The following is a 26,760-nucleotide window of genomic DNA, read 5'->3' as shown; positions in this document are numbered from 1 at the left end:
AGCCCCTGCGCCGTGCGCGGGGCCATGTGGCGGGGCCCGACCTGTGCTCAGGTCGGCGCGTGATAGCGAAAGCGTGTGGTCGCATCGCGCCGCGTCGGATCGGCGACAGGCACCGCCGACAGCAACGACTGCGTATAGCGATGATGCGGATCGGTGCAGATCTGCTCTGTTTCGCCGCTCTCGACCACCTCGCCTTTGTACATCACAAGCACCCGGTCACAGAAATAGCGGACAAGCCCGACATCATGGCTGATGAACAGGTAACTCAGGTCAAGCTGTTCCTGGAGATCGAGCAAAAGATCCATCACGCGCGAGCGGATACTGACATCCAGCGCCGAGGTCGCCTCGTCCGCGATGATGATGCGCGGCTTTGGCGCGATGGCACGTGCGATGGACACCCGCTGACGCTGGCCGCCCGAAAAGGCATGTGGATAGCGGCTCCCGGCTGATTTCGGCAACCCCACAAGATCGAGCAGTTCCTCGACCCGTTCCTTGCGCTCCGTCGCCGAGGTCATGCCAGACAACAACAGCGGCTCTGCGATGATCTGTGAAATGGTCATCCGCGGATTCAAAGAGGCAAACGGATCCTGGAAAATCATCCGCATATCGCGCCAATGCGGCAACAGTGCCTTGTCATCAAGCCCCACAAGATCGGTTTCTGTTCCATTGGCATCGGTCAGCAGGATCTGCCCCGATTGCGCGGTCACAATCCGCTGAATGCACCGCGCCAATGTGGTCTTGCCAGAGCCGCTTTCGCCAACGATCCCAATGTTTTCGCCCGCATGAAGGTCAAAGGAAACATCCTTGACGGCATGAAGCCATCTGACCTCTTTCTTGAAAATCCCCTTGCTGCTGAGCGGGAACTTCTTGCCCAGATCAACCGCCCGCAGGATCGGTTGCCCGATGGGGCGCCGTGCACGCATTTCCGTCCGCCGCTGCGATGGCGTATCCGAGGATTGCGCCGCCTTGAGAAGCGTTTTGGTATAGCTGTGCTGCGGTTCCCGAAAGAGGGTGAAGACGTCGTTTTCCTCGATCACCTTGCCGTGGCGCATCACCGCAACCTGATCGGCGATCTGCGCCACAACCCCCATATCATGGGTGATGAACAGCATCGCCATTTGGTGACGATTTTGCAGGTCTTTGAGCAGGTCGAGGATTTCCGCCTGAATGGTCACATCCAAGGCTGTGGTCGGCTCGTCCGCGACAAGGATTTCCGGGTTGCACGCCAGAGCCAGCGCAATCATCGCACGCTGTCGCATCCCGCCCGAAAACTCGAACGGATATTTGTCAATCGCCACCTCGGGCGAGGCGATCTCTACCTGTTTGAGCAGATCAACCGCCTTGTCACGCGCGTCGGCCTTGCTGATTTTCTCATGCAGGCGGATGGATTCCGTGATCTGGCTTCCGATCCGATGCACCGGCGAAAGCGAACTCATCGGTTCCTGGAAAATCATCGCAATATCGCGGCCACGAATGTCGCGGATGGTTTTGCCTTTGACATCAAGCGTGGCAAGGTCAATCGCCCCCGGACGCACGCGTCGTGCCGCGCTTTGTGATGGATGCAGGATGATCTCGCCCTTGCGGATCAAACCCGGCTGTTCAATCCGCAAAAGCGATCTCGACAGTACACTTTTGCCGCTGCCGCTTTCCCCCACAAGACAGAGCGTCTTGCCCGCGTGGATATCCAGCGACACATCGTCGACGGCGTTGAAATCCCCGTCGCGGGTGGCAAAGGCCGTGGTCAGGTTACGAATGGAAATGATCGGCGTCTGTGTGGTGGTATTGGTCTGTGTCATGTTCTGCCCTTTCATGCGCCGTGCTGCGAATAGGGGTCGGCTGCGTCGCGCAATCCGTCACCAAGGAAGTTCAGCGCCAGCACCACAACGACCACAAAGCCGCCGGGGATAAACAGCCATTCGGCCTGTGCGATGGAACGAATATTCTGGGCCTCTTTCAAAAGAACGCCCCAGGAAATCGACGGCGGCATCAGCCCCAGACCGAGGAACGACAAAGAGGTTTCCGCGAGGATCATCACCGGAATCGCAAGCGAGACCGAGGCGATGATATGGCTCACCAGTGATGGCATCATATGGCGAAAGATCACCCGACGGGGCGACGCGCCATCCAACCGGGCGGCGGTGACGAAATCCTCTGACCGCATGGCCATGAACCGCCCCCGGACCACCCGCGCCAGCTCTGTCCAGCCAATCAGTGACAGGATCAGTGTGATCATGAAATACCGCGTCAACGGATCAAGCGACGGCGGAAGCGCCGCGCTCAGCCCGAGCCAGATCGGGATGGTCGGGATTGACAGCATCAGCTCGATGACCCGCGACGATGCAGTGTCGAACCAGCCGCCGAAATAGCCCGCAGCGCCGCCGATGATCAGACCAAGCACAAGGCTCATCCCCACACCGACAAGACCGATGGACATCGAAATCCGCGTGCCAGCCACGATGCGGCTGAACATGTCGCGCCCCAATCGGTCAGAGCCGAACAGATAGAATCTCTCTCCCTGATTGACGGGGCCGAACAGCGTGCGATTGACAGGGATAAGATTGACGAGCTTGTAGGTTTCGACCTTCGGAAACAGGCGCAGGAAGACACGTTCGTTTTCGACCGGTGCATAAGACGCCTTCAACGTCAGCTTGTCGCGCTTCAGTTTCTGCTTTTGAACATGCGGCGCGAACACGCGTTTGCCCATGTCATCGACATAGGTCAAACGGATCATTTGCGGCGGATGATAGACATCGGTGCGCGATGTCAGATTTGGATCAAACGGCTGAAAAAACTCGGCAAAAAGCGCCACGACATAAAAGGCGCCGACAATGTAGAGACTGACCAGAGCCACCCGATGCTTGCGGAATTTTTCCCAGATCAGTCGGGCTTGGGACGCTTCGGCGACATCGTCAGCTGCGCGTGGATCGCTTAGTGTTGCGGTGTGTTGCAATTCCATCAGTGAGGCCCCCTATGTGTACCGAATGCGTGGATCAATCAGCGCCAACAGAATGTCGGACACCAACATGCCGACAATCGACAGGACGCTGAGCAACAAGATGAAGGCCCCCGCGAGGTACATGTCCTGCGACAACAGCGCGTCGAGCATGAGCGGATCGGCGGTCGGCAGCGACAGAACCACCGCCACAATTGTCGAACCTGATACGATCTGCGGGAAGGCCCAGCCAATCGTCGACACAAAGGGGTTCAACGCGATCCGAACCGGGTATTTCATCAGCAACCGAAACTCGGACAGTCCCTTGGCACGCGCCGTGACCACATAGGGTTTGAACAATTCATCCAACAGGTTCGCCCGCATCACCCGGATCAGGCTGGCGGTCGAGGCGGTGCCGACGATCACAACCGGAATGATCAGGTGCTTGAGCAGATCGACGACCTTCGCGCCGCTCCACGGTGCATTTGCATATTCCGGCGAGAAAAGCCCCGTCACATCCGCGCCCAGATGCACGGTGCCGTAATACATCAGCGCCAGCGCGATCAGGAAGTTCGGCGTCGCCAACCCGATAAAGCCGAGAATACTAAAGAAATAGTCCCCTGCGGTATATTGACGAACTGCGGAATAAATCCCGATGGGAAGGGCGATCGCCCATGTGAAGAACAACGTCGATGTCGCCAAAACCACCGACAACGCCATGCGCTGACCGATCATTTCCGAGACAGGCTGTTGGAATTCAAATGAGATTCCGAAGTCACCGCGGGTGATGATGCCGCTGATCCAGTTGAAATACTGGACCAGGATCGGCTCGCCCAGGGCAAAACGTTCGCGCAGGGTTTCCAAACGCGCTTGATCAACCACCTGCCCCTGCGCCTCAAGCCGCGCGGCATAGGTTGTCAGATAGTCGCCCGGCGGCGCCTGAATGATCAAGAACGCGAACAGCGATATCGCGAAAAAGAACGGGATCGACCAGACGATCCTTCGAAAGATGTAATAGAGCAATTTTCCCTCCCTTAGCCGAAAGCTTCCCCGCTTTCTCGTGGCCATAGAGGAACTAAAATGCAAATTGTTTTCACATATTCAATAGGTAATAGCATTTTAATGTTGAAAAAACCAATGCGACATATCATCTTGAACATCGTGGAACCTGCCCGATCGGGAGATGGGCAGTCGCCCGCGACACTAGGAGGAGACAATCAGAATGCGTAATTTTCAAAGAGTACCGCGCCTTGCGACGGCGCTCGGGCTTGTGCTTTTGGGCACGGCTTTGCACGCTCAGGCGACAGGACAAAACCCAGAGTTTGACGCCAGCGTTTCGGCCGACGACCTGCCGCCCGTGGCGGAACGTGTGTCCGCCGAACCAGAGATCGTAGACTTTGGCTCGATCGGCACCTATGGCGGCAAATGGCGCTTCGGGCTGGCCAGTTCCGGCGATGATGGCACCATGCGCCAGCACGTCGGCACCAACGGTCTGGTGCGCTGGCACCATAACCGTGAAGACCTGATTCCCAACGTGGCCAAAGGCTGGGACGTGTCCGAGGACGGGACGGAATTCACCTTCTACCTGCGCAAAGGGTTGCGGTGGTCGGACGGTACCCCGATGACGACAGAGGATGTGGCCTTTGCCATCGACGATGTCCTGCTCAACGCTGATTACGGTTCTCTGTCGACACGTTTCAAGGCCGGCGACGATCCGATGGCACTCGAAGTGGTTGATGACACGACGTTCAAGATCATCTTCCCACGCGCCAACGGCGAATTCCTGGGCCAGATGGCGCGGGAAGAAGGGGCTGCCCTCGTCTTCTATGCCAAACATTATTGCGCGACCTTCCACCCGGATTACAACGACAACCTGCAACCCCTGCTCGACGAAGCGGGTGTGTCCGACTGGCAAACGCTGTTCGTGCAAAAATGTGGCGATCCGACCGAAGGCCAGCGCTGGCTGAATGTCGAGCGTCCCGTTCTGGACCCATGGGTCATGGAAAACCCGCTTGATGGCGGCGCGACGGTCGTGACGCTGACAGCGAACCCGTATTTCTGGCAGGTCGACGCCGAAGGCAATCAATTGCCCTATATCGGCGAGCTTGAAGGGCGAATTTTCCAGGATCCCGAGGCGATGACTCTTGCCGCCATTGCGGGCCAGTTCGATTTCCAGGCGCGCGGAATTGATGCGGCGGCAAACCGTCCCGTCCTTGCCGACAACCGCGAGGCAGGCGAGTACCAACTCTACGAGGTCGTCGGTGTTGGCGGCAACTACAACTGGATTCAACCCAACCTGAACCACAAGGATCCGGTAATTTCCGCGCTGTTCAACGAAAAGGATTTCCGCATCGCGCTGTCGATCGGCATGGATCGCCAAGAGGTGATTGATACCGCCCTGCTTGGGGACGGCACGCCGTGGCAAACCGGCCCCTGGGAGGGCAAAAAGCTCTATAATGAAAGGCTGGCCACGCAGCACCTTGAGTATGATCCTGCCAAAGCCAACGCACTTCTGGATGAGCTTGGCCTGACAGAGCGCAATGAGGATGGAATCCGCCTGATGTCAGATGGCCGCCCAGCGCGGTTCCTGATCGACATTCGCAACACCTATCCCCAGATCATCGACATGATTCAGGTGGTTCAGGCCCAGTGGAAAGACATCGGCATCGCCATTGACCTCAACGTTGTGGACCGCTCTTTGCACAAGCTGCGTTCCGCCAATGCGGACCACGATTTTACTGCGGACAGCGGCAACACCACCCTCAGCCCGGGTCAGTTGCCATCGTCGCTGCTGCCAATCGACGACAGCTCGCGTCACGCACCGCTCTGGACCGAGTGGTATACAACCGGCGGCACCAGCGGTGTGGAACCCCCGGAGCACGTGAAAGAGCGCTATCGCATCTGGGAAGCCATCAACAGCAATGTCGACCCTGACAACCGCGTCACGCTCTATCAGCAAATGGCCGACATCGCAGCCGAGGAATTCGAGGCCTTCGGCGTCACCAAGAACCCCTCGACCTATGGGGTGGTCAAGAACGGGCTGATGAACGTGCTGCCGGGCATGGTCTCGACCAGCCAATGGCCCAGCCCCGCGAACGTCTTCATGCCGCAAGCGTGGTATTGGAAGCAGTAATCACAATATCTGATCTCTCGTTGGGCTGCTCCGGTGGCCCAACGAAGCCTTGCCGCAGGACAGCGGCAATCCGATCAATACGACGGAATATTCTCTCGAAGAACCACCTGAAGACGCGGCGGGTATTCCGGCTCTGATTTGCCGTTCACGGCAGAGGCGAGCAGCTTGACGACCTCGCGGGCCTGCACCTTTGGGTTTTGATCAATAACCGCATCAAGCGTGCGATCAATCAGCATGATCCGGGTCGCTTCGGTGATGTCATGCGCGACAAATACCGTTTTGCGTGCGATCCCTTTTTCCTGCAATGCACGTGCGATGCCCTGGTTGCCCGCACCGATACTGTAAATTGCGCTGATTTCGCCTTTGTTCAGGATGCTCAGGGTTTCCTCATAGGCAAGATCGCGGTCGTCGCTGACTTCTGCCAAGGCGGCAATCGAAAGGTCGGGAAACTCTTCCGACAGGATTGAACGGAACCCCATCTCACGCTCTTCGTGCCCGCGATAGGCATGCGAGCCAAGGAACAGCGCCACCTTGTGCTGACAATCCGCAGGCAGCAATCGCCCAACCAGCAATCCCGCCAATCGCCCGGCAGCCCGGTTGTCGATCCCGACATATCCGACTTTGTGCACCGTCGGGATGTCAGAGACCATGGTGCATATTTGAACGCCGGTTTGCGCCAACGCATTCGCGGCTTCGCGCACCTCGGGGTGATCCAGCGCAATAAGACCGACCGCATCGGTGGCTCCACGCAGCGCAAGAAGCTGTTCAGCAAGAGTCGGGGTTCAAAAACCTCGATCTGATGGATCTTGATCTCACAGTTTCTATGTCTGGCTATGGCGAGACCGGGCCATATGTGAAACGCCCCGGCCAGGATCTGCTGTTGCAGGCGATGTCGGGGGCGATGCTTTCGGCAGGACGCAAGGGCGAGGCGCCACAGGCAGCGGGACAATATCTGGTTGATGCGGTCACCGCATATTCGGCATTCGAGGGCGCATTGGCCGCCCTGTTGCACCGCGAACGCACTGGCGAGGGCCAAAAGGTCGAGGTCAACATGCTCGACGCCATCACCACGCTGCAAATGCAGGAGCTTTCTGTTTTCACTGCCGGTGGCGTGCCGCAAACGCGCAGCGCAGAACCACATGCCCATTCCTATATCCGCGCGCCTTATGGGACGTTCAAAACGCTGGACGGCTATATCGCCATCGCGATGCCGGACTTTGACGGGCTGTCGCGCGCGCTGGAAGAGCCTGCGCTCAGCGGTCTGGATGTCGATCAAGCGGGCTGGACCGACCGGGATCAGACATTTGCCATGGTGCGCGACGCGGTGGCGAAATTCCAGACCGAGGACGTGCTGAACCGGCTGGAGGTCGAGGGCGTCTGGTCCGGTCCCGTCTATGGTTATGCGGATCTGGTTGCAGACCCTCAAATCCGCCACAATCAGACCTTTGTGGAATATGATCACCCGACCGAGGGGCGGGTCAAAACGCCGGGTTTCCCCATTCGGTTTGGCCGCACCCCGTCGTCGATCCGCTATGGCGCGCCGCTCACGGGGGAACATACCGATGATATTCTTGCGCACCTCGGCATCCCCGAAGACGACATCAAAACCCTCGCCGAAACCGGTGTCATCGGGCGGAGGGAGAAATGACCTACCTTGGCCTGACCTGGGATCCCCCGAGGGGGGTTCAATGCATTGGCCGCCGCCGAGAAAAACGGCGGGCCGGTACATTGGGATGTGCAGCCGCTCGAAGGGTTCGAAAGCGCCCGCGAAAACCTCAAGGCGGCATTCAACATGCCATTGGAAAAGGCCATCGCCTACGAGCGTGATCTCCAATCCATTTGCTTTGCGACCGATGACGCCCTGGAGGGGCGCGCCGCCTTTGCCGAAAAACGCACACCTCAGTTCAAGCGGAAATAACATGTCCAATCAAACCCATATCCCCGATGTCGCTGATTTCCACGGGCGCGGTGTTCCTCTGGGCCGTGTGTGGAATGCCGACGTTGCTGACGAAGGGTTCACCCATAAGATCAATGATACCGTGGTGATTTCAGCCGCCGGATTTGGCGCATTGCGCAATCGCGTGCGACTGTCTACCGAGTGCCCGGAATGGACCTTTGGTATCAGCCACCTGATGCGAAATCTTGCACATCTCAGTTTGATCTGATGCTGGGAACATATTGAAACAAGGGCATTTGGTCACGGGTTACTGATCGACGGCCGGGACCGCAGATGGAGTCTGTCGGTTGGGTAAATCAAACCCGTAATGCGCCCGGTTTGCTGGCAACACTCGGAACTCGGCCTGCTGATCTCTGCGCATCCTGACATTGCAGCCCCGTCTGAGGGTCAGGCCCCCTACGCATACCCCTTGCCCCGCAAGTGCGCCGCCAATCTGCACGATATACGCCGCGCGTTCGCCCCACGGTTTTTCACCGACCACCCCCGGACAACCAGGTCTTTCCCCTGCCCCGCCTTTGCGGTATCTCGCGTGCAAACCGTATGACAGACCGGAAGCGACGCACATGAAATTCACCTTGTCCTGGCTCAAAGATCATCTCGACACCACTGCGTCGGTCGATGACATTGTTTACGCGCTGACCGATCTCGGGCTTGAGGTCGAGGAAGTGGCCAACCCGGCAGAGCGTCTGGCGGATTTCACCATCGGCAAGGTCGTCAGCGCCGAAAAACACCCCGATGCCGACAAGCTGAAGATCTGTCAGGTGGCCACGGCAGATGGCGAGACCCAGATCATCTGCGGCGCACCCAACGCACGCGAAGGCATCACCGTGGTGATCGCCAAACCCGGCGTCTATGTCCCCGGCATCGACATCACCATCGGGGTCGGCAAGATCCGCGGCATCGAAAGCTATGGCATGATGTGCTCCGAACGCGAGATGGAGCTCAGCGAAGAACATGACGGCATTATCGAACTGCCGTCGGGCGAAGTGGGCGACCGTTTCATCGACTGGCTGGCGGAAAATGATCCAGCCAAGGTCGATCCGGTGATCGAAATCGCCATCACGCCAAACCGCCCCGACGCGCTTGGCGTGCATGGCATTGCCCGCGATCTGGCGGCGCGCGGGCTTGGCACGTTGAAACCCCTGCCACGTGAACAGGTCGACAGCCAATTCCCCTGCCCGATCCAGATCACAATCGACGACGATGCCCGCAGCGATGGCTGTTTCGTCTTTGCCGGCCGCCTGATCCGCAATGTGACTAACGGCCCCTCGCCGCAATGGTTGCAGGACCGCCTGCGCGCAATTGGCCTGCGCCCGATCTCGAAGCTGGTCGATATCACCAATTTCTTCACCTATGATCGCAACCGCCCCTTGCATGTCTTTGACGCGGACAAGGTTGCCGGCCCCCTGCGGGTCCATCGCGCCCAGGACGGCGCGACGCTGACCGGATTGGATGAAAAAGAATACACCTTCTCCTCCGGCCAGGTGGTGATTTCCGATGACAATGGTGTCGAAAGCATCGGCGGCATCATGGGCGGTCTTGCCACCGGCTGTACCCATGAAACGGTCAATGTCTTTCTTGAGGCCGCGGTCTGGGACCACATCCAGATCGCCATGACCGGACGCGCGTTGAAAATCAATTCCGACGCCCGCTATCGTAATGAACGTGGCATCGACCCGGCCTACAACATGCAAGCCATGGAAGACGCGACACAGATGATCCTGGATCTCTGCGGTGGCGAGGCCTCTTCGCTTGTGGTCGCAGGCGAGGTGCCGAATGTCGCCCGCGCCTATGAGCTGGACCCCAAGCGGTTGCAGTCTCTGGTCGGCATGGAAATCCCCGAAAGTGACCAGCGCCAGATCCTCACATCGCTGGGTTTCCGGCTCGAAGGCAATATGGCCCAGGTGCCAAGCTGGCGCCCCGATGTGATGGGCACGGCCGATCTGGTCGAAGAAGTGGCACGGGTGGCCTCGCTCACCAAACTGCCGGCCCAGCCGCTGCCACGCCCAACCGCCGGCATTCCCCGGCCTATCCTGTCGCCGATGCAGAAACGCGAAGCGGCAGCGCGGCGCACCACTGCGGCGCTCGGCTATAACGAATGCGTCACCTACAGCTTCATCGACGAAGCGGCGGCCAAATTGTTCGGCGGCGGCGCGGATGTCACCAAACTGGCCAACCCGATCTCCTCCGAGATGAGCCACATGCGCCCCGATCTTTTGCCCGGCCTGCTTCAGGCCGCGGCCCGCAACCAGGCGCGTGGTTTCATGGATCTGGCGCTGTTCGAACTGGGCCATATCTTTCAGGGCGGCGAACCGGGGGAACAAAGCAACCAGGTTGCCGGTCTTCTTGTCGGACGCACGGCCCCAAAGGATGTGCACGGCACGGCCCGCGCGGTGGATGTCTTCGACGCCAAGGCCGATGCCGAAGCCGTCCTTGCGGCGATGGGCGCCCCGGCCAAGGCACAAATCCGCCGCGATGGCGCCGCATGGTGGCATCCGGGACGCCACGGCGTGATCTGTCTCGGCCCGAAAAAGGTGCTGGGCGTGTTTGGCGAATTGCACCCCAAGGTGCTTCAGGCGATGGACATCAAAGGTCCGGCAATGGCCTTTACCCTCTGGCCCGATGCAATCCCGATGCCGCGTAAATCCGGCGCTACCCGGGCGGCGCTGGCATTGAACGACCTGCAGGCGGTGGAACGCGATTTCGCCTTTGTGCTCGACGCGGATGTCGCGGCGCTCGACGTGGTGAATGCCGCCAGCGGCGCGGACAAGGCGCTGATCGCCGGGGTGCGGGTGTTTGACGAATTCATCGGTGGCTCGCTTGGCGAAGGCAAGAAATCCCTCGCCATCACCGTGCGTCTGCAACCCAGTGACAAAACGCTGACCGAGAAAGACATCGAAGCGGTTTCCGCCAAAGTGGTGGAAAAGGTTGCCAAGGCCACAGGCGGCGTGCTGCGCGGTTAAGCCCTTTCATCTGACCCGAAATATCCCGGGGGTGAGGGGGCTGGCCCCCTCTTCTGCCCGGCCGGATACCTTGGCTCAGAACGGGGCTTTCGCACGAAACTTCATGCCTTCGCCGCCATCCGGGTGGCGCAGGCGCAACTCCTCGGAATGCAGCATCAGGCGGGGATAGTCCCGCGCCGCGCCCTTGGCATAGAGCGGATCTCCCAAAATCACATGGCCCAACTCCAGCGCATGCACCCGCAATTGGTGGCTGCGACCGGTCTTGGGCATGAAGCGTACCCGCGTCTCGCCTTCGGGATAGGATTGCACCCGCCAATCGGTCTGCGCCGCCTTGCCGGTGTCATGGCACACTTTCTGCAACGGGCGATTGGGCCAATCCACGATCAACGGCAAATCCACCGTGCCGGTTTTCGGCTCCAGCCGCCCCCAAAGCCGCGCGACATAGGTTTTCTTGACCTGCCGTTTCTCGAATTGCAGGCCAAGATGGCGTTGAGCATGTGGCGTCAGGCCAAACACCATCACCCCCGATGTGTCGCGGTCCAGGCGATGCACCAGCAACGCAGTCGGAAATGCGTCCTGCACCCGCGCAATCAGACAATCCGCCAGATGCGGTCCCTTGCCCGGAACCGAAAGCAGCCCAGAAGGTTTGTTGACGATCAGGATTTCATGATCGGCATGAACAATATCAAGCGGGGTGTTGGGCGGGTCATAATCACTCATCCCCTGCATGTGGCAAATGCTTTGCCCCTCTGCAAGGGCGGATAGCTCAGGCCCGGCCCTGCGCCGTGGCCCGGCGCATGCCACGCACCATCGCCACGCAATAGATCACCAGCGCCACCCAGATCATCGGAAAGGCAATCATTTCCGCAGTGCCAAATGGTTCGCCGAACACCACAACCGCACAGAGGAAGATCAACGTCGGGGCAATGAACTGCAAGATTCCGGTGGTCGACATCCGCAGCAGCCGCACCCCATTGGCGAACAACATCAGCGGCACCGCCGTAACCACGCCGCAGCCCACCAACAACCAGGTATCCGACGCCACGCCATTGGCAAAATGCGACTGCCCGGTCATCTGCAAATGCGCCAGCCAAATCAACGCAGGCCCCAGCAGGATCAGAACCTCGAGCAGGAACCCCTGGTTCGGGCCAACGGACAGCTGTTTTTTTGCCAGGGCATAGAACCCCCAGCTCAACATCACGCCCAGCGCAGGCCAGGGCAGCTGCCCCGCATCCACTGTCAGGATCATCACCGCCAATGCGGCCAAGGCCAGCGCCGCCAGCTGTGCACGTTGCAGTTTTTCCCCCAGCAGCACCGCGCCAAGAAACACCGAAAACAGCGGATTGATATAATACCCCAGCGCCGCCTCGATCGTGCGATCATTGGCAATCGCCCAGATATAGATGCCCCAATTGATCGACACCAATGCCGCTGTGACACAACCCATGGCCAGCGTTCGGGGATTGCTCAGGGCTTCGCGCAGCTGGCCGGTGCGCCCCATAAGGATCAAAACCGCCCCCGCCAAGGGAACAGACCAGATCACCCGGTGCACCACGATTTCGACCGCGGGCACATGCGACAGCGCCTTCAGGTAGAGCGGAAGAAACCCCCAAAGCACATAGGCGGCGGTTGAATAGCCCAAGCCCTGCGGCGTGTCTTCGTTCACGGCGGGTTTTTGACTTTCAGCGCTGGCCATAAGAGGTCCCCTTTCACATCCGCGCAAGACTTGGCGAAGTTGAGACCCAAAGGCAAGCGGTCACACTCCTTGGGGGTGCAACCTCACTCTGTCACGCGGCCATTCGATCACCGGACCCCAAAAGGGTCCGGTCGGGACACGCGCATTGCCGCCGTGGCGGTGTTAGCTGCCGCTTTCGGCAGTCTCTGCTGGCGGAGCCAAGGACAGCAAGAAGGCATAAAGGTCTTTTGCCTCATCCTCTTTGCGCACCTTGTAGCTCATCTTTGAACGCGCAGAGCCATCGCCCGTGACCTCCTGGATCGCCGCCTTGGGATCCATCACATAGGTCACAAATCTGGCTTCATCATAGACCAGACCCGCCTCTCCGGCTGCAACAAGATCATTGCCGTACCGGTATCCTTCCAGCGTGCCGGCGGTCCGTCCCGCCACCGCAAAGAGGTTCGGCCCGGTCTTCGCCGCCCGTCCCGCCAGCACCTCACCGGCGTCGTTTTTCACCACATGGCAAGATTGGCATTTCTTGAACGCCTTTTCGCCCTTGGCGACATCGCCGGTGGCGGTCAGGTCAACAGCGGCCATGTCGGGGTCGTGGCTTTCTGCCAATGCCGGAACAGCAAGGGCCAAAGTCAGGATGGATGTCAGAACTAAACGATTCATCGTTGTCTCTCCTGTGTTATGAGGCTCAATCTGCTGCTTATGGGCCATTGGTCAAGCCATCTGGACGCGACAGATTGCCCTGACCTTTACATGCCGCATGCATCCGCTTGATTTTCCAAGCCCAAAAAGGGTAGGCGATGCAGCCAAACGGGCCTGGGCGTTTCGACGCAGCCGTCCCCCGGGGTCGCAACAACGCCAACACGAGGGCAGAATGACAGATTTGGTTCCCGCATGGGTCGATGGGCACTTGACCCCGGTTGGCAAGCTGGAGGCCCATGAACGCGGTCTGCGTCATATGGCGGTATCGGTGTTTGTCATCGCGAAAAGCGGATCGGACGACCTTATCCTGATCCAGCAACGCGCCGCCGGAAAATATCACACGCCGGGTCTTTGGGCGAACACCTGTTGCACCCATCCGCATTGGGACGAAATGGCCGATGATTGCGCGCGGCGGCGGCTGGATCAGGAACTGGGCATCACCGGGGTGACCCCGGTCTGGCGGCAACAGATTGAATACCGTGCCGATGTTGGCGGCGGCATGATCGAACATGAGGTGGTCGAGATTTTCACGGTTCACGCCGACCTGACCCTGAGCGTCACCGCCAATCCCGACGAGGTACAGGCCCTGCGCTGGATCACCCGGCAGGATCTGGAACGTGAAATCGCCGCGCAGCCAGATATATTCACCCCGTGGTTGCGGATCTATGTCGCGCAACATTCCGCCGCGATTTTCGGCCCGGACGCTGCCCCCTGATCCCCAGATCGGACCGGTCCCGGTCGCGCCCTGACGCCGCTTCTGCTGCGACAGGCTGGCGCGCGGGGCGACAAGCCTGTACCTATCTGACGCAAGAGCAGTGTACGGGGCAGTGACATGATCACAAACGCCGATCCTGCGGCAGTGACAGACATCGGCCGCCGGGTTTTGCAGACCGAAGCTGACGCACTGGCCGCCATGGCCGATGCGCTGCCCGAAGACTTCGAAGCCGTTGCGCGGTTTTGGCTCTGAGGATTTTCAGGTTTTCCACCCCGGCGGCAAACTGGGTGCGCAGCTGAGCCGGGTATCGGACCTTATGCATGGGCCGGACATGTTGCCGCTGGTGCCTGCTGACACAAAGATGGAAGAGGTGTTGATCACCATGACCTCCAAAAGCTTTGGCATCGCGGCGGTTGTGGAAGACGGAAAATTGGTCGGGGTGATTTCTGATGGCGATCTGCGGCGCAACATTGGCCGGTTGATGCAAATGACAGCTGGCGAATTGGCCAGCCGCAATCCGGTCACTGTGACGCCGGATATTCTGGCGGCCAAGGCGCTGGCGCTGTTGAACGCGCGCAAGATCGGTGCCCTGATGGTGATCGACGCGGCCAACCACCCGGTTGGCATTCTGCATATTCACGATGTCCTGCGGGCGGGGGTGGCGTGATACTCTGCCTTTTGGCGGCTATTCAGCCGCCAATTCAACGCCGAACTGCTCAATCCTGATGTTTTCGGTGGTCAGGTTCTGACCACCCGCGACCTCGGCAATCACCGTGCCATCCAGCGCGACATCAGCCCCGGTCCCATCCTCCCAAACATCCACCGTGACGGCGCGCGCGCCGGTATAGATGTTGGAATAGATATTGGGATTGATGATGACCACCAACTCATCCTCGGCAGCGTCGAAATCGGTGATGGTCGAGGGCGCGAAATCAAAACCTTGGGCCACCTCCGGGATTTCATGGTCGACTGCAAAAATATCCGCCCCGGCACCGCCGGTCATCTCATTGCCGTTTTCCGACACCAACAGGTCATCCCCTGCGCCACCAATCAACGTGTCGCGGCCAATTGTTTGCTCAAAGACCCCTGGTTCAGAGTCATCGTCGTACCAATACGGCCCATGAACCTCGCCACCTGAGCCAAAGATCGTGTCGTCACCTTCGCCGCCATCCGCCAGATTTTCGCCAGCCTGATAATTGCTGCCGCCCAACGATGCGCCCCCGACAACGATGTAATCGTCACCGCCACCACCAAGAATCGTATCATCCTCGTAGTTGCCATAAAGCGTGGTATCGCCATCGCCGTCTTCCAGCGTTTGTTCTCCGCCGTTTCTCCACAGCTGCACCTGCAGCTCGATATCCTCAGCCGCAAGATCCTGACCGCCACCGATATGCGCCACCAGAGCGTCCCCATAATAGAGATCGGCGCCGGTGCCGTCCTCCCAGTCGCGCAGAGTGAGATCGCCGCCTTCCCCCTCGCGGACCTGAATATCAATCCACAATTGGTCTTCCGCCGGATCGAAATCGGTGATCTCGGTGACTTCGTCACGCTCTGGCGTGCGATACATCCGGAAATCATCCGCGCCATCGCCGCCGGACACGGTACTGCCCGCCAGAAACATCAAAGTGTCATCGCCATCGCCGCCATCCATCACACTGGTGGCCGGCCCTGGATCGAGAAAATGATCGTGATCGTCCAGCGTGTCATTGCCGCTGCCACCCAGAAGGGTATCAAGCCCCTCTCCGCCGCCAACATAGTCGTTGCCCGCACCGCCATCGACAATGTCGTCACCGTCATCGCCATAGACCAGATCGTTGCCATAGCCCCCCAGAACAGTATCGTCGCCGGTCCAGCCTTCGACGGTATCTTCGCCCAGCCCGCCAACAACAAGATCGTCGCCCAGGTCACCCCCCAAAAGGTCGTGACCCGGCCCGCCGTAGATTGAATCGCTGCCTGGCCCGCCAAAGACAACATCATCGCCATCCAATGCGCGAATGCTGTCATCGCGCGCGCCGCCGTCCAGAATATCAAAATCATCGGTGCCAGTGATCCGGGCGAACAATGGATCTTCCCCGCCGTCCGGTGTCACGATGTCGTCGTCATCGGATTCGTCGGGGGTTTGCAGCGGCTGATCGTCATCACCGGACCCATCGGCCCCCAGACCGCCAAATACAAACGGCAAACCCAAAAGCAGACCCGCAAGAAGAAGTAATTCCATCCCCAAATTCCCACCGCAGCAAAATCAATTATTTCTATGCGCCTCAAGCTAACCAGCCAGACAAGTAAGTCAAGTATTTCAATACCTTGAATCGTCGCGCCGGTTTCCAATCCGTATTTGTTCCCCGGCGATGATCTCAGGCTCTGCGCCCAAAACGCCCATTATCAGGCCCCGAGATCAAATTTGCGCAATGGTTCGATCAGCCCGGCCTTGCGCAACGTCAGATTTGGATATTCGGGGTCGTTCAGATACCGATCCAAGGAAAATCCCGGCTCCAGACCTTTGATTTGAAGCAGATATTTCCGCGCTCCGGCCATATCACCCGCATTGGCACACAGCGCCAGCAATTGACGGCGCGGGGCGATGAACCCCGGCGCGGCCTCGCTCGCGCGGGTGGCGGCCAGTCGCGCCTCGGTCAATTTGCCGGCCGATATACAGACCAGCGCATGATAAAGATCCCAAAGGTGGCTAAGTTCGTCTTCCAACCCGGCGTTGCGACAGGCCGCCGACATTTCATAGGCTTTGGCGGTGTCCCCCACCGCGCTATGGGCCACAGCCAGTGTCTGGCGGGCAAACATATTGTTGGCATTCCACTGCATGGCCAATTCGGCAAGCTCGGCGGGCGGGCGCAGATCATCCTCCAGCATGATCCGGGTCAACGCCACCAAGGCCACCGCCAAACCATTGTCGCGCGCCCCTTCAAGCGACCGTCGGGTCAGCATCGCCACCTCCTCCAGCCGGGGTTGATGATCGCCACCCCCGCCTTCCACCAATTGCGCCATCCGCACAAAGGCACGCCAGGCCAGATAAACGCCGTTGGCATTGGTGTCATAGGCGCTTTGGAAATAGTTTTGCGCGTCTTCGAACGCCGCAGGATCGAACCGCGCCAGTTTCCGCATGCCCAAGCTGGAATACCCCAACGCCGCCGCTTCGGGACGGCTGAGGTCAATCATCGCCGGCAGGCGGTGCACAATCTTTGAGGCCGCAGAATGCACCAGCCCGGAAATCACATCCGACGAAATAATATCGGACGCGGACCCATCCACGCTGCGGTGGCCGGAAAACAAGGTTCGCCCGTCCCGGCCGCTTTCAACCCGAAGAAACACAACGCCGCGCGCGCCATCCTCGGCCACGTCGCAGCGAATTTCCAGATCCGGGGACTGGGCCGCCCGCGACCGTTCAAAGCTGGCAAAGCGCAACGCCGACAACCGTTCCTCCAGGCTTTTGGCCACCTGATCGGCGACAATTTGACCGGTGATCCGCTCTGTCGCCGACCCCGCGTCGGACATCGCGGCGCGAATGCTGAGCGTATGCAGGGCCTGATGGGCGTTCAACATCGCCGCCGCCGGTTGTTCACTGCCGATCTGACGTTTGAGAAGCGCTTGTTGCCAGGCCTCGAATTCGGGATCGCGCACATCCAGCCCCTCTAACAGGTCACGATGGGCGGCGCGCAGGGGCGATCCGGGGGCCAGATCGGTCACAATCCGGTTGGCATCCAGCCAGACATCCAGCCGATCCGCCCCAAAGATGTCGGTATCCGGGTGCAACGCCTGGCGCACTTCGGTCAGGGTCTGTCGCAGGCTGCCGGCGGCCTGAACCTGGGAGCGGCCCGACCAAAGTTTCCCTTCAAGCCAGCGACGCCCGCGACGCATTTCGTCGGCCTCGCACAGCAGCGCCAAAAGACCGCGTGCCTTGGACCCGCGCGGCGTGACATCACGACCCTCCGGGTTGGTGATGGTCAATCCGCCATAGAATCGCACTTCATATTGATCCGCCATGCAGGCCCCCAAGCCTATGTACCACGGGAAATATGGTGCGCAGTGCCCGTGTCAATTTTCCGCAAACTTATCATGAATTGATCGCAAGCGTGATTATTTGCCCGTCACTGCCGTAAATCAACCGCAAATCCGACGCGAATTTATCGCCTGAAATTCGCACTGATCCCGACCTTTGTTGAGCAATCTCCAGTCCACTTCATTCTGGTTTTTGCGGATTGACGAATTCGCGCTTTACACAGGTTTTTCGCCCCTCGATCTGCTTTGCAATTTGACGCCTGGGCGGACCAGCACCGGGCGTGGGCGCAATTCCTGTCATCTTTCAACGCGCAGAGATCAGGAGATTTCCAATGGCAATGCCAAAACCAAAACTCATCACGCAAACACCCCGTCCTTCGATTGGCGCGGGTCGGCTTGCGGTCAAACTGACCAAAGGCTAATTGCCGGGCTGACCCTGTGCGGTAGATTTTGGGAGGGATTTACCGGGGCGATACCTGCCCATGCACTTGTTCGATCCGTGCAATTTGCACCTGCCAGTTCGATTGGCAAAAACGGCAACCGGCGGCGTTCAGAACGTTTCACCGCGCAGATCTGCGCCCCGAAACCCCGGATACCGCCGGTTGTCCATATTTGCAGCGCCTTTGGGCGTACGGTCAGCGGGTCGGCCCAGCGCGCTTTGCACCGCGACAAACACAGCATCAAAGGTTGGCGACAATAAAGCAGCCAGATCCAGCGCTGTCCCCATACGCCCAATCGGCGAAATCAAATACCCGGTATTATCAGGCCAACACAGCCACGGAACGTAGGTTATTTCCACGTTACGCCAAATGCTAACGCATTGCACAGGAACACCGATTTAGCCCCGTGGACACCGGGATTTGGAGTTGCGGCGGATGTTTGCGCCATATTGCCCCGGGGCTTTGCGGGGATTGCTGGCGCTGCGCAATGTGTTTGCCAAACCGGCAGCAGGGAAATCCGCGTCGGAAATACTATGCACCGCGTGTTTTGCATTTTTCTTCAAATCCGATTTCTGCAGCGTTGCCACCTGAAACAATGGGAAATCGCAGGGAAAGAAGATTTCGGACATGGTGCGGGTCAGCTGGATATTGATAAAAAGCGGACAAGGCGCAAAATGATCGGTTTCGACAATGCCTTCGTAACACCAATAGGCACTTTTGGTATGCACATTGGCCAGCGGGCGAATTTGCAGCGCCTCGCCCGGGTCGGTCTTTACGAAATAGCCGGTCCAAATCTGGACAATGCCAGTGTCTGATAGATCCTCCAGGAAATTTGGCAGCGGTCCATAATCGGCGGCAAAATCTTTTTCCCAGGCCGTCTCCATTTCCGGTCCCAACGGTTCCGACCGCAGGGCGCGCCATTCGCCCTCATCCGCGAGAAAGACCTCTTTGCCATCGAACAACAGGCTGAAATCACGCGGTGGAAAAACATACCACCCCAGCGCCGACGCCGTGCGCAACGCTTCGCAGTACTGAAAGGCCGACAAGGGAAGACGGCCCAGCGCGCCGGTATCCGCCTTCATTGGTGGTTTCAGGTCGTCGTGCACAGAGTAGAACGTAAGCATGCGCCGCTTTCTGCAGACCTGAACTCCATTGGCTGCCGGTTACTTCATTTGGCGTTCATCCTGCATCCGTGCCCATTGGCGGGTCAATCCGACCGGCGGGCGCGCCCGGTGTTTTGACGGTGGTTTCACTCTTGGCCAGCGGGATGTCATCCGCGCATACGTTCGCTTTTGGCGTCATACATCGGTTTGAGCGAGGCTTCGGCCGCCACCCGCACCCCGGCCACATCAATCTCGTAAGTTGAGGCCAGCACATCGGCCGGGCTTTCACCGGTGCAGGGCACATAGCCCAGCCCCATCGCCCCGCCCAGATGATGACCATAGGCCCCAGAGGTCAAAAAGCCGACAATCTCGCCATCCCGCAGGATCGGTTCGTTGTGATAGAGCAGCGGCTCTGGATCGGTCAGTCGGAATTGCAACATCCGCCGGTCCAGCCCGGCCTCGCGTTTGCGCAGCACCGCATCACGGCCAATGAATGCCGGTTTGTCGGTTTTGACCGCAAATCCCAAACCCGCCTCCAGCACATGATCTTCGCAGGTGATATCATGGCCGAAGTGGCGAAATCCCTTTTCCATCCGGGCGCAATCCATCATGTGCAACCCACAGAGTTTCAGGCCCAGCCCCTGCCCCGCCTTTTGCAAAACCTCGAACACATGCGCGGCCATATCGGCGCTGACATAAAGCTCCCAGCCCAGCTCGCCGACATAAGACACCCGATGCGCCCGGGCGAGGCCCATGCCAATCTCGATCTCCTGGGCGCTGCCAAAGGGGTTGACCGCATTGGAGAAATCATTGGGCGACACCAGATTCAACAGATCACGCGACCTTGGCCCCATGATCGCAAGCACGCCTTCGCCCCCCGTGACATCGGTCACAACAACCCGGTGATCCCCTAAATGACGCCGCAGCCATGTTTCATCCGCCAGCCGCGTCGCGGCGGGGGTGACCACCAGATAGGCGGTCTCCGACAGACGGGTCACGGTCACATCCGCCTCGATCCCGCCCAGCGCATTAAGGAACTGCGTATAGACGATTTTCCCCACCGGAACCGCCATGTCACCGCCGCAGACATGGTTCAAAAATGCTGCGGCGTCCGGTCCTTCGACGCGTAATTTGCCAAAGGACGACATGTCGTACAGGCCGACGCCCCCCCGCACCGCGGCGACCTCGGACGCGACGTTTTCAAAGAAGTTCTGACGTTGCCAGGAGTATTGATATTCCGCTGGCTGGCCGTCACGCGCGAACCAATTGGCGCGTTCCCATCCCGCGAATTCACCAAATACGGCACCCTGTTCCGCCAGTTGCGCGTGAAATGGCGACCGGCGAATGCCGCGCGCGGTCGTCTTTTGCCGGAACGGAAAATGATCGGCGTAAAGCAGCCCCAGCGTTTCCGTGGCCCGCCTGCGCAGATAGCTGCGATTGCCCTGAAACGGTGTCATGCGGGCAATATCAACATCGCCAAGGTCAAAGGGTTTTTCGCCAGTCTCCATCCATTGCGCCAGCGCCATCCCCGCACCGCCGGCCGATTGGATGCCGATGGAATTGAACCCCGCCGCGACCCAGACGTTGTCCATCCCCGGACATTGCCCAAGGTGATAGGCATCGTCGGGGGTAAAGCTTTCTGGTCCATTGAAGAAGGTGTGAATGCCCGCTTCGGCCAGCATCGGCATGCGGTGGACCGCCTGTTCGAGGATCGGCTCGAAATGGTCGAAATCTTCGGGCAATTGATCGAATTCAAATCTGTCGGGGATGCCGTCCATGCCCCATGGTTTGGCCACCGGCTCAAATGCCCCCAACAGGATCTTGCCCGCGTCTTCCTTGTAGTAGGCGCATTCGTCCGGCACCCGCAGCACCGGCAATTGTGTCAGCCCGGGCACCGCCTCGGTCACGATATAGAAGTGTTCGCAGGCCTGAAGCGGGACATTGGTGCCCAGCATCTTGCCGACCTCACGCCCCCACATGCCCGCGCAGTTGATGACATGATCACAGGTGATATGGCCGCTGCTGCCATCCTCGGCCTGCCAATCAACGCCGGTGATCCGGCTGCCCTGACGCGTGACGCCGGTGGCCTTGGTCCGTTCGGCAATCTGCGCGCCCCGTTGCCGTGCGCCCTTGGCCAGCGCCAGCGCGATATTGGCCGGATCACCCTGTCCGTCCTTGGGCAGGTAAACGCCCCCAACAACGCCATCAAGGTTCAGATGCGGATAGCGCGCGCCGATTTCACCCGGCGAAATTTCTTCGATCTCGACACCAAAGGCCCGCGCCATGGCGGCCGATCGTTTCAATTCCTCCAACCGCGCTTTGGTCAGGGCCACGGTGATGGACCCCACCCGTTTGAACCCGGTCGCAACGCCGGTCTCTGCCTCCAGCGCGCCGTAAAGCTCCTGCGAATATTTCGCCAGTTTCGTCATATTGGCACTGGCCCGCAGTTGCGCGATCAGCCCGGCGGCGTGCCATGTGGTGCCGGATGTCAGCTGTTTGCGTTCCAGCAACACCACATCCCGCCACCCCAATTGCGTCAGGTGATAGGCGACAGAACAGCCAATCACACCGCCGCCGATAATAACGGCACGCGCATGGGCGGGGATAATGGTCATGCTCTTATCCTTTCGTTTATCGCGTCCCACAGCGGCGCATCGGGCTGAACCGTTGCGCGGCGGCGTTCGCCAAAGATGTCGACCTCGACCTCGGTTCCCGGCGCGGCAAGATCAGCGCGGATCATGCCCAGCGCAATCGACGCATCCACACGGTATCCCCAACCGCCCGACGTGACCTCGCCCACCACCGCGCCATCGTGCCAAAGCGTCGCCATATAGGGCGCATCGCAATCACCGGCATCGACAATCAGGGTGACAAACCGCTTCGCTGACCCATGCTGTTTTTCCGCCTCCAACACAGATTTTCCCGGGAATTCCTTGGACCAGTCGATGAACCGGTCAAGCCCGCCTTCGAGCAGGGTATAATCACTCGAAAGATCACCCTTCCAGGCGCGATACCCCTTCTCAAGCCGCAGAGAATTCAGCGCATACATGCCAATGGGTCTGGCCCCGGCAGCCGTCACAGCATCCCAGATCGCCGGGGCATCCCCGGCAGCACAGTGAATTTCCCAACCCAGCTCGCCCGCGTAAGACACCCGGACAAGGGCGGCGTCCCTGCCCGCGACCTGCCCATTGAAACTGACCGACAGCCAGGGTTTTGTCAGGTCGTGATCCGTCAAAGGTTCAAGGATCTCGCGCGCTTTTGGCCCCGTCACCAACAGACATTCCACCGCATCGCTGTGGTCGGAAACCACAATACCGTCGGGGGCTTGCCGCGACAGCAGTTCACCATCATGCCATTGCGCCATGGCCGCGGTGATCAGGCCAACCTCATCTTCGCCGTGCACCATCACCGAGGTTTCGGTCAATATCCGCCCGCGTGTGTCGGCGAAATATGCCAAGCCGACGCGCCCCGGTTTCGGCAGGCGCGAGGCCGTGAGCCCATCAACATAGGCGCGTGCGCCGGGGCCTTCGACCTTTAGCCGGGTGAAGCCGGAAATCGCGAGGATGCCACAGTGATCGCGCACCGCTTCGCATTCTTCGCGAATACGCGCCTGCCAGGGGCCGTTTCGGTGCCAGGTCTGGGTCGCCTCTTCGCTGGTATCATCGCCGGGGGCGGCAAACCAATTCGCCCGCTCCCAACCGTTATAGACCCCTAATTGCGCCCCCGCCCCAAGCAGACGGGAATGCAGCGGCGACAACCGTTTGTCGCGACCGGCCGGCCAAGAGTGGTGCGGAAAATGCATGGCGTATTCATGGCCATAGGTCTCGATCGCCTTGGCGTTGCAATAGTCCTGATCCACGTAGCCGGTATATCGGCGGGGATCGACGGCCCACATGTCCCATTCGGTCTGGCCCTCGGTCACCCATTCCGCCAGAACCTTGCCCGCGCCACCGGCCTGGGTGATGCCAAAGGTAAAGACACATGCCTCATATGCATTTGTCACCCCCGGCATCGGGCCGATCAGTGGCAAGCCGTCGGGGGCATAGGGGATCGGGCCATTGATGACACGGCCCACGCCAGAGGTGCCAAGGATCGGCACCCGGGCCATCGCATCCTCGATATACCATTCCAGCCGCTCCAGATCGTCAGGATAAAGCTGGAACGAGAAATCATCGGGCATCGGATCATCCGGCGCAACCCAATGCGCCCGGCAATTGCGCTCATAGGGGCCAAGGTTCAGCCCGGTCTTTTCCTGCCGCAGATAGTAAGAGCTGTCGACATCGCGCAAGAGCGGCAGTTTGCCGTGTTCTTTGGTCCAATCCTCGATCTCCTGCACCGGTTCTGTCAGGAAATACTGGTGACTCATCACCGTCATCGGCACGGTGCGCCCGCCATAGGGTTTGAACCATTCGCCGACGCGTTGGGCATAATAACCCGCCGCGTTCACCACTTTCTCACAAGCGATATCGCCCTTTTCGGTGTGCACAATCCACTGATCGCCCTTGCGGCTGACACCTGTGGCCGGGCAGAAACGTTCGATCTGCGCCCCCGCTATCCGCGCGCCGCGCGCCAGCGCCTGGGTCAATTGCGCCGGGTCAATATCTCCGTCGTCAGGATCGTAAAGCGCCCCGGCAAGGTCGTGCACCTCCATGAAGGGATATCGGTCCTTCAGGTCCGAAACCTGCAACATCTCAAGGCTGAGCCCCTGATAATTCCCCATGCTCAAGGCACGTCCAAATTCCATCATCCTTTCGCGGCTGTGCCCCAGCCGGATTGAACCGGTGACATGATAGTTGATGGGATAATCAACCTCGTCCGACAGCCGACGATACAGATCCAGCGAATACCGCTGCATGTTCATCACCGCCCAATTGGTCGAGAAATTGGGACAATTGCCTGCGGCATGCCATGTGCTGCCGGCGGTCAATTCGTTCTTTTCCAGAACCACCACATCCCAGCCCGCCCGAGCAATGTGATAGGCACAGGACACCCCGACCGCGCCGCCGCCGATAATGACCACGCGCGTCTGTGTCGGAAAGGACCGGGGATTTGCATCCTTTTGGTGAATATCGCTCATGGCTGTCTCTCCAATTCTATCAATAGACCGGCGGGGCGATGACCCAGATCGCCACGGCCGGTTCGTCATAGGGATTGCTCCAGCGAAACGGCTCGCCCCGGATGCGGAAACTGTCGCCGGGGTGCAGGGTGAACCGACGTCCGGCGATCTCCAGATCGAGCATGCCGGACATCAGATAACCGACCTCCTGTGTCGGCCTGCGAACGGTTTCGCCAATTTCGCTGTGGGGTTGAAAGCTGGAGTGCACCATCTCGAAGTCATCGGTCAGATCCGGTGACAAAAGCTCCTCGACCAGCCCCGCGGCACGCGCTCCGATCGGGCGGCGCGCATTGCGGCGCACCACATGGCCAACCTCGTCTGCGGGCGCCGGCGCCTGGCCGAACAACATCGAAACCGGCACATCCAATGCCGCGCTGATCTGGCGCAGATCAGAAATTGAAGGTTCTGAAAGATCCCGTTCCACCTGGCTAAGCCAGCCCACTGACCGTCCCAACCCCGTCGCCAGATCCGCCAGTGTCATGCCGCGCGCCCGACGCAAGGCCCGCAAATCGGCCCCGAGGCTCTGACTGTGCGGAGAGTGATCCTGCATATGCGTCCCCATGAAATTGTCCCGACAAATTTCATGGTGGCGCGAGTCGTGAAATTTTGCAAGATTTTTTCACAGCTCGCGTCATTGTTCCGGCATCACCATCCCGACATCGCTGTCCCGGGCTTGATCCGGGACCTCATCGCAAGTTTCAGCGGAGGTCCCGGATCACGTCCAGGACAGTGGCGGCATGTAAAAAAACGCCCCCTCGACGACGCGAAGGGGCGTTACAATTTTCAAGTCTGATCTGCGTCGGGCCCCGATCAGGCCCAGATCAGGCCGGCATCAAACCGCTTTTTTCAACGCTTCGACCAAATCGGTCTTTTCCCAGCTGAAACCACCATCCGCATCCGGCGCACGGCCGAAATGGCCATAGGCCGCCGTACGTTGATAAATTGGTTTGTTCAGGTCCAGGTGATCGCGAATGCCGCGCGGGGTCAGATCCATGCATTGCGACACTGCTTTTTCGATCTCGGCCTCCGAAACCTCACCCGTGCCGTGGGTATCCACATAGATCGACAGCGGCTTGGCCACGCCGATGGCATAGCTCAGCTGCAAGGTACAACGCTCGGCCATGCCGGCAGCAACCACGTTTTTGGCCAGATAGCGCGCAGCATAAGCGGCAGAGCGGTCGACCTTGGTCGGATCTTTGCCGGAAAACGCGCCGCCGCCATGCGGGGCCGCCCCCCCATAGGTGTCAACGATGATCTTGCGCCCGGTCAGACCCGCATCGCCATCGGGGCCACCGATGACAAAGGTGCCGGTCGGGTTCACCCACCATTCGGTCTTGTCGGTCACCCACTCCGTCGGCAGCACTTCGCGAATATAAGGTTCGACAATCGCGCGGATGTCATCGGCGGATTGATCTTCGCTTTCATGCTGCGTCGACAACACGATCGAGGTGACCTCAACCGGTTTGCCGTCTTCATAGCGCACCGAAAGCTGGGATTTCGCATCCGGGCGCAGCGACGGGGCCGCGCCGGTTTTGCGTGCCTCAGCCAGACGCCGCAGGATCGCGTGGGAATACTGGATCGGCGCGGGCATCAGCTCGGGCGTTTCCTTGACCGCATAGCCAAACATGATGCCCTGATCGCCCGCGCCGTCGCGATCCACGCCTTGGGCGATATGGGCCGATTGTTCGTGCAGAAAGTTCAGCACATGGCAGGTGTTCCAATGGAATTTTTCCTGCTCATATCCAATGTCCTGAATGCAATCGCGCGCGATTTGGCCGATCCGGCCCATATAATCGCGCAGGCGCTCCTGACTGGACAGGCCAACTTCGCCGCCGATCACCACCATACCGCTGGTGGCAAAGGTTTCACAGGCGACGCGCGCGGTTGGTTCTTCGGTCAGAAGTGCATCCAGCACCGCATCGGAAATCCGGTCACAAACTTTGTCTGGGTGACCCTCAGAAACAGACTCTGAGGTGAAAACATAGGCATTACGAGACATTG

Annotated in this window: 22 protein-coding genes; 8 read left to right on the top strand and 14 right to left on the bottom strand. The window is 59.5% G+C overall.

Annotated features, from left to right (window positions below; genetic code table 11):
• Positions 1–47: 47 nt before the first annotated feature.
• From Q4577_RS08255 to Q4577_RS08245, 3 genes are read right to left on the bottom strand one after another with little or no spacing between them, the layout of a single operon-like run.
• Positions 48–1,796, bottom strand: a complete 1,749-nt coding sequence (locus Q4577_RS08255) for an ABC transporter ATP-binding protein (protein ID WP_303469264.1) — start codon at positions 1,794–1,796, stop codon at positions 48–50.
• 11 nt (positions 1,797–1,807) lie between these two features.
• Entirely contained in the window at positions 1,808–2,956 is a 1,149-nt protein-coding gene (locus Q4577_RS08250; protein ID WP_303469263.1) for an ABC transporter permease, read from the bottom strand.
• Positions 2,957–2,968: 12 nt separating this feature from the next.
• The gene (locus Q4577_RS08245; protein ID WP_244688247.1) at positions 2,969–3,955 is read right to left on the bottom strand and encodes an ABC transporter permease; all 987 of its coding nucleotides are present in this window, start codon (positions 3,953–3,955) and stop codon (positions 2,969–2,971) included.
• A gap of 199 nt (positions 3,956–4,154) precedes the next feature.
• On the opposite strand from Q4577_RS08245, the gene Q4577_RS08240 reads away from it, so the two are divergent.
• Positions 4,155–6,065: an ABC transporter substrate-binding protein gene (locus Q4577_RS08240; protein WP_303469261.1), complete on the top strand. Its 1,911-nt coding sequence runs from the start codon at positions 4,155–4,157 to the stop codon at positions 6,063–6,065.
• 74 nt (positions 6,066–6,139) lie between these two features.
• On the opposite strand, the gene Q4577_RS08235 is transcribed toward Q4577_RS08240, so the two are convergent.
• Positions 6,140–6,766: a substrate-binding domain-containing protein gene (locus Q4577_RS08235; RefSeq protein WP_303469260.1), complete on the bottom strand. Its 627-nt coding sequence runs from the start codon at positions 6,764–6,766 to the stop codon at positions 6,140–6,142.
• 98 nt (positions 6,767–6,864) lie between these two features.
• On the opposite strand from Q4577_RS08235, the gene Q4577_RS08230 reads away from it, so the two are divergent.
• The 4 genes from Q4577_RS08230 to pheT all read left to right on the top strand — a co-directional run bounded on the left by Q4577_RS08230 (position 6,865) and on the right by pheT (position 10,985).
• The gene (locus tag Q4577_RS08230; protein ID WP_303469259.1) at positions 6,865–7,713 is read left to right on the top strand and encodes a CaiB/BaiF CoA-transferase family protein; all 849 of its coding nucleotides are present in this window, start codon (positions 6,865–6,867) and stop codon (positions 7,711–7,713) included.
• A 45-nt stretch (positions 7,714–7,758) separates the two neighbouring features.
• On the top strand, positions 7,759–7,983 hold the full coding sequence (locus Q4577_RS08225) for an enoyl-CoA hydratase-related protein (RefSeq protein ID WP_303469258.1): 225 nt from the start codon (positions 7,759–7,761) through the stop codon (positions 7,981–7,983).
• Position 7,984: 1 nt separating this feature from the next.
• Positions 7,985–8,230, top strand: a complete 246-nt coding sequence (locus Q4577_RS08220) for a hypothetical protein (RefSeq protein ID WP_303469257.1) — start codon at positions 7,985–7,987, stop codon at positions 8,228–8,230.
• A 355-nt stretch (positions 8,231–8,585) separates the two neighbouring features.
• Positions 8,586–10,985, top strand: coding sequence for a phenylalanine--tRNA ligase subunit beta (gene pheT, locus Q4577_RS08215; protein WP_303469256.1), 2,400 nt, complete (start codon positions 8,586–8,588; stop codon positions 10,983–10,985).
• 75 nt (positions 10,986–11,060) lie between these two features.
• Here the strand turns inward: pheT and Q4577_RS08210 are convergent, their stop codons facing one another.
• From Q4577_RS08210 to Q4577_RS08200, 3 genes are all read right to left on the bottom strand, one after another.
• Entirely contained in the window at positions 11,061–11,714 is a 654-nt protein-coding gene (locus tag Q4577_RS08210) for a pseudouridine synthase (protein WP_303469254.1), read from the bottom strand.
• Between the two features lie 37 nt (positions 11,715–11,751).
• Complete coding sequence (rarD, locus tag Q4577_RS08205; protein ID WP_244688229.1) at positions 11,752–12,681, bottom strand: EamA family transporter RarD; 930 nt, start codon at positions 12,679–12,681, stop codon at positions 11,752–11,754.
• A gap of 162 nt (positions 12,682–12,843) precedes the next feature.
• Positions 12,844–13,335, bottom strand: coding sequence for a cytochrome c family protein (locus tag Q4577_RS08200; protein WP_303469252.1), 492 nt, complete (start codon positions 13,333–13,335; stop codon positions 12,844–12,846).
• 211 nt (positions 13,336–13,546) lie between these two features.
• On the opposite strand from Q4577_RS08200, the gene idi reads away from it, so the two are divergent.
• From idi to Q4577_RS08185, 3 genes are all read left to right on the top strand, one after another.
• On the top strand, positions 13,547–14,089 hold the full coding sequence (gene idi / locus Q4577_RS08195; protein WP_303469250.1) for an isopentenyl-diphosphate delta-isomerase: 543 nt from the start codon (positions 13,547–13,549) through the stop codon (positions 14,087–14,089).
• A 117-nt stretch (positions 14,090–14,206) separates the two neighbouring features.
• On the top strand, positions 14,207–14,341 hold the full coding sequence (locus Q4577_RS08190) for a hypothetical protein (RefSeq protein ID WP_303469248.1): 135 nt from the start codon (positions 14,207–14,209) through the stop codon (positions 14,339–14,341).
• Positions 14,322–14,756 (top strand): CBS domain-containing protein, encoded by a 435-nt coding sequence (locus Q4577_RS08185; RefSeq protein WP_303469246.1) that lies wholly within the window; start codon positions 14,322–14,324, stop codon positions 14,754–14,756. Before Q4577_RS08190 ends, Q4577_RS08185 begins: the two co-directional genes overlap by 20 nt.
• A gap of 18 nt (positions 14,757–14,774) precedes the next feature.
• Here the strand turns inward: Q4577_RS08185 and Q4577_RS08180 are convergent, their stop codons facing one another.
• The 7 genes from Q4577_RS08180 to metK all read right to left on the bottom strand — a co-directional run bounded on the left by Q4577_RS08180 (position 14,775) and on the right by metK (position 26,758).
• The gene (locus Q4577_RS08180) at positions 14,775–16,307 is read right to left on the bottom strand and encodes a calcium-binding protein (RefSeq protein ID WP_303469244.1); all 1,533 of its coding nucleotides are present in this window, start codon (positions 16,305–16,307) and stop codon (positions 14,775–14,777) included.
• A 164-nt stretch (positions 16,308–16,471) separates the two neighbouring features.
• A complete protein-coding gene (locus Q4577_RS08175) occupies positions 16,472–18,085 on the bottom strand; it encodes a hypothetical protein (protein WP_303469243.1) in 1,614 nt (537 codons plus the stop codon).
• Positions 18,086–18,938: 853 nt separating this feature from the next.
• Positions 18,939–19,664, bottom strand: coding sequence for a DUF6065 family protein (locus Q4577_RS08170; RefSeq protein ID WP_303469242.1), 726 nt, complete (start codon positions 19,662–19,664; stop codon positions 18,939–18,941).
• Positions 19,665–19,810: 146 nt separating this feature from the next.
• Positions 19,811–22,258 (bottom strand): FAD-dependent oxidoreductase, encoded by a 2,448-nt coding sequence (locus tag Q4577_RS08165; RefSeq protein ID WP_303469241.1) that lies wholly within the window; start codon positions 22,256–22,258, stop codon positions 19,811–19,813.
• Positions 22,255–24,720 (bottom strand): FAD-dependent oxidoreductase, encoded by a 2,466-nt coding sequence (locus Q4577_RS08160; RefSeq protein ID WP_303469240.1) that lies wholly within the window; start codon positions 24,718–24,720, stop codon positions 22,255–22,257. Before Q4577_RS08160 ends, Q4577_RS08165 begins: the two co-directional genes overlap by 4 nt.
• Positions 24,721–24,739: 19 nt before the next feature.
• Positions 24,740–25,309 (bottom strand): helix-turn-helix domain-containing protein, encoded by a 570-nt coding sequence (locus Q4577_RS08155; RefSeq protein WP_303469238.1) that lies wholly within the window; start codon positions 25,307–25,309, stop codon positions 24,740–24,742.
• Positions 25,310–25,591: 282 nt separating this feature from the next.
• Positions 25,592–26,758, bottom strand: coding sequence for a methionine adenosyltransferase (metK, locus tag Q4577_RS08150; protein ID WP_303469237.1), 1,167 nt, complete (start codon positions 26,756–26,758; stop codon positions 25,592–25,594).
• Positions 26,759–26,760: the final 2 nt, after the last annotated feature.

Source organism: Marinovum sp. 2_MG-2023, assembly GCF_030548265.1.
In the GTDB taxonomy this organism is placed as follows: Bacteria; Pseudomonadota; Alphaproteobacteria; order Rhodobacterales; family Rhodobacteraceae; genus Marinovum.
This window is presented reverse-complemented; position numbering and strand designations above follow the sequence as displayed.

Excerpts from the sequence above, each read along its gene's own strand:
- Q4577_RS08180 (WP_303469244.1), bottom strand. The coding sequence starts at position 16,307 with ATGGAATTACTTCTTCTTGCGGGTCTGCTTTTGGGTTTGCCGTTTGTA.
- Q4577_RS08250 (WP_303469263.1), bottom strand. The coding sequence starts at position 2,956 with ATGGAATTGCAACACACCGCAACACTAAGCGATCCACGCGCAGCTGAC.
- rarD (WP_244688229.1), bottom strand. The coding sequence starts at position 12,681 with ATGGCCAGCGCTGAAAGTCAAAAACCCGCCGTGAACGAAGACACGCCG.
- Q4577_RS08255 (WP_303469264.1), bottom strand. The coding sequence starts at position 1,796 with ATGACACAGACCAATACCACCACACAGACGCCGATCATTTCCATTCGT.
- Q4577_RS08165 (WP_303469241.1), bottom strand. The coding sequence starts at position 22,258 with ATGACCATTATCCCCGCCCATGCGCGTGCCGTTATTATCGGCGGCGGT.
- Q4577_RS08175 (WP_303469243.1), bottom strand. The coding sequence starts at position 18,085 with ATGGCGGATCAATATGAAGTGCGATTCTATGGCGGATTGACCATCACC.
- Q4577_RS08160 (WP_303469240.1), bottom strand. The coding sequence starts at position 24,720 with ATGAGCGATATTCACCAAAAGGATGCAAATCCCCGGTCCTTTCCGACA.
- Q4577_RS08200 (WP_303469252.1), bottom strand. The coding sequence starts at position 13,335 with ATGAATCGTTTAGTTCTGACATCCATCCTGACTTTGGCCCTTGCTGTT.
- Q4577_RS08240 (WP_303469261.1), top strand. The coding sequence starts at position 4,155 with ATGCGTAATTTTCAAAGAGTACCGCGCCTTGCGACGGCGCTCGGGCTT.
- Q4577_RS08220 (WP_303469257.1), top strand. The coding sequence starts at position 7,985 with ATGTCCAATCAAACCCATATCCCCGATGTCGCTGATTTCCACGGGCGC.
- idi (WP_303469250.1), top strand. The coding sequence starts at position 13,547 with ATGACAGATTTGGTTCCCGCATGGGTCGATGGGCACTTGACCCCGGTT.
- Q4577_RS08230 (WP_303469259.1), top strand. The coding sequence starts at position 6,865 with ATGGATCTTGATCTCACAGTTTCTATGTCTGGCTATGGCGAGACCGGG.
- metK (WP_303469237.1), bottom strand. The coding sequence starts at position 26,758 with ATGTCTCGTAATGCCTATGTTTTCACCTCAGAGTCTGTTTCTGAGGGT.
- Q4577_RS08190 (WP_303469248.1), top strand. The coding sequence starts at position 14,207 with ATGATCACAAACGCCGATCCTGCGGCAGTGACAGACATCGGCCGCCGG.
- Q4577_RS08170 (WP_303469242.1), bottom strand. The coding sequence starts at position 19,664 with ATGCTTACGTTCTACTCTGTGCACGACGACCTGAAACCACCAATGAAG.
- Q4577_RS08210 (WP_303469254.1), bottom strand. The coding sequence starts at position 11,714 with ATGCAGGGGATGAGTGATTATGACCCGCCCAACACCCCGCTTGATATT.
- pheT (WP_303469256.1), top strand. The coding sequence starts at position 8,586 with ATGAAATTCACCTTGTCCTGGCTCAAAGATCATCTCGACACCACTGCG.
- Q4577_RS08155 (WP_303469238.1), bottom strand. The coding sequence starts at position 25,309 with ATGCAGGATCACTCTCCGCACAGTCAGAGCCTCGGGGCCGATTTGCGG.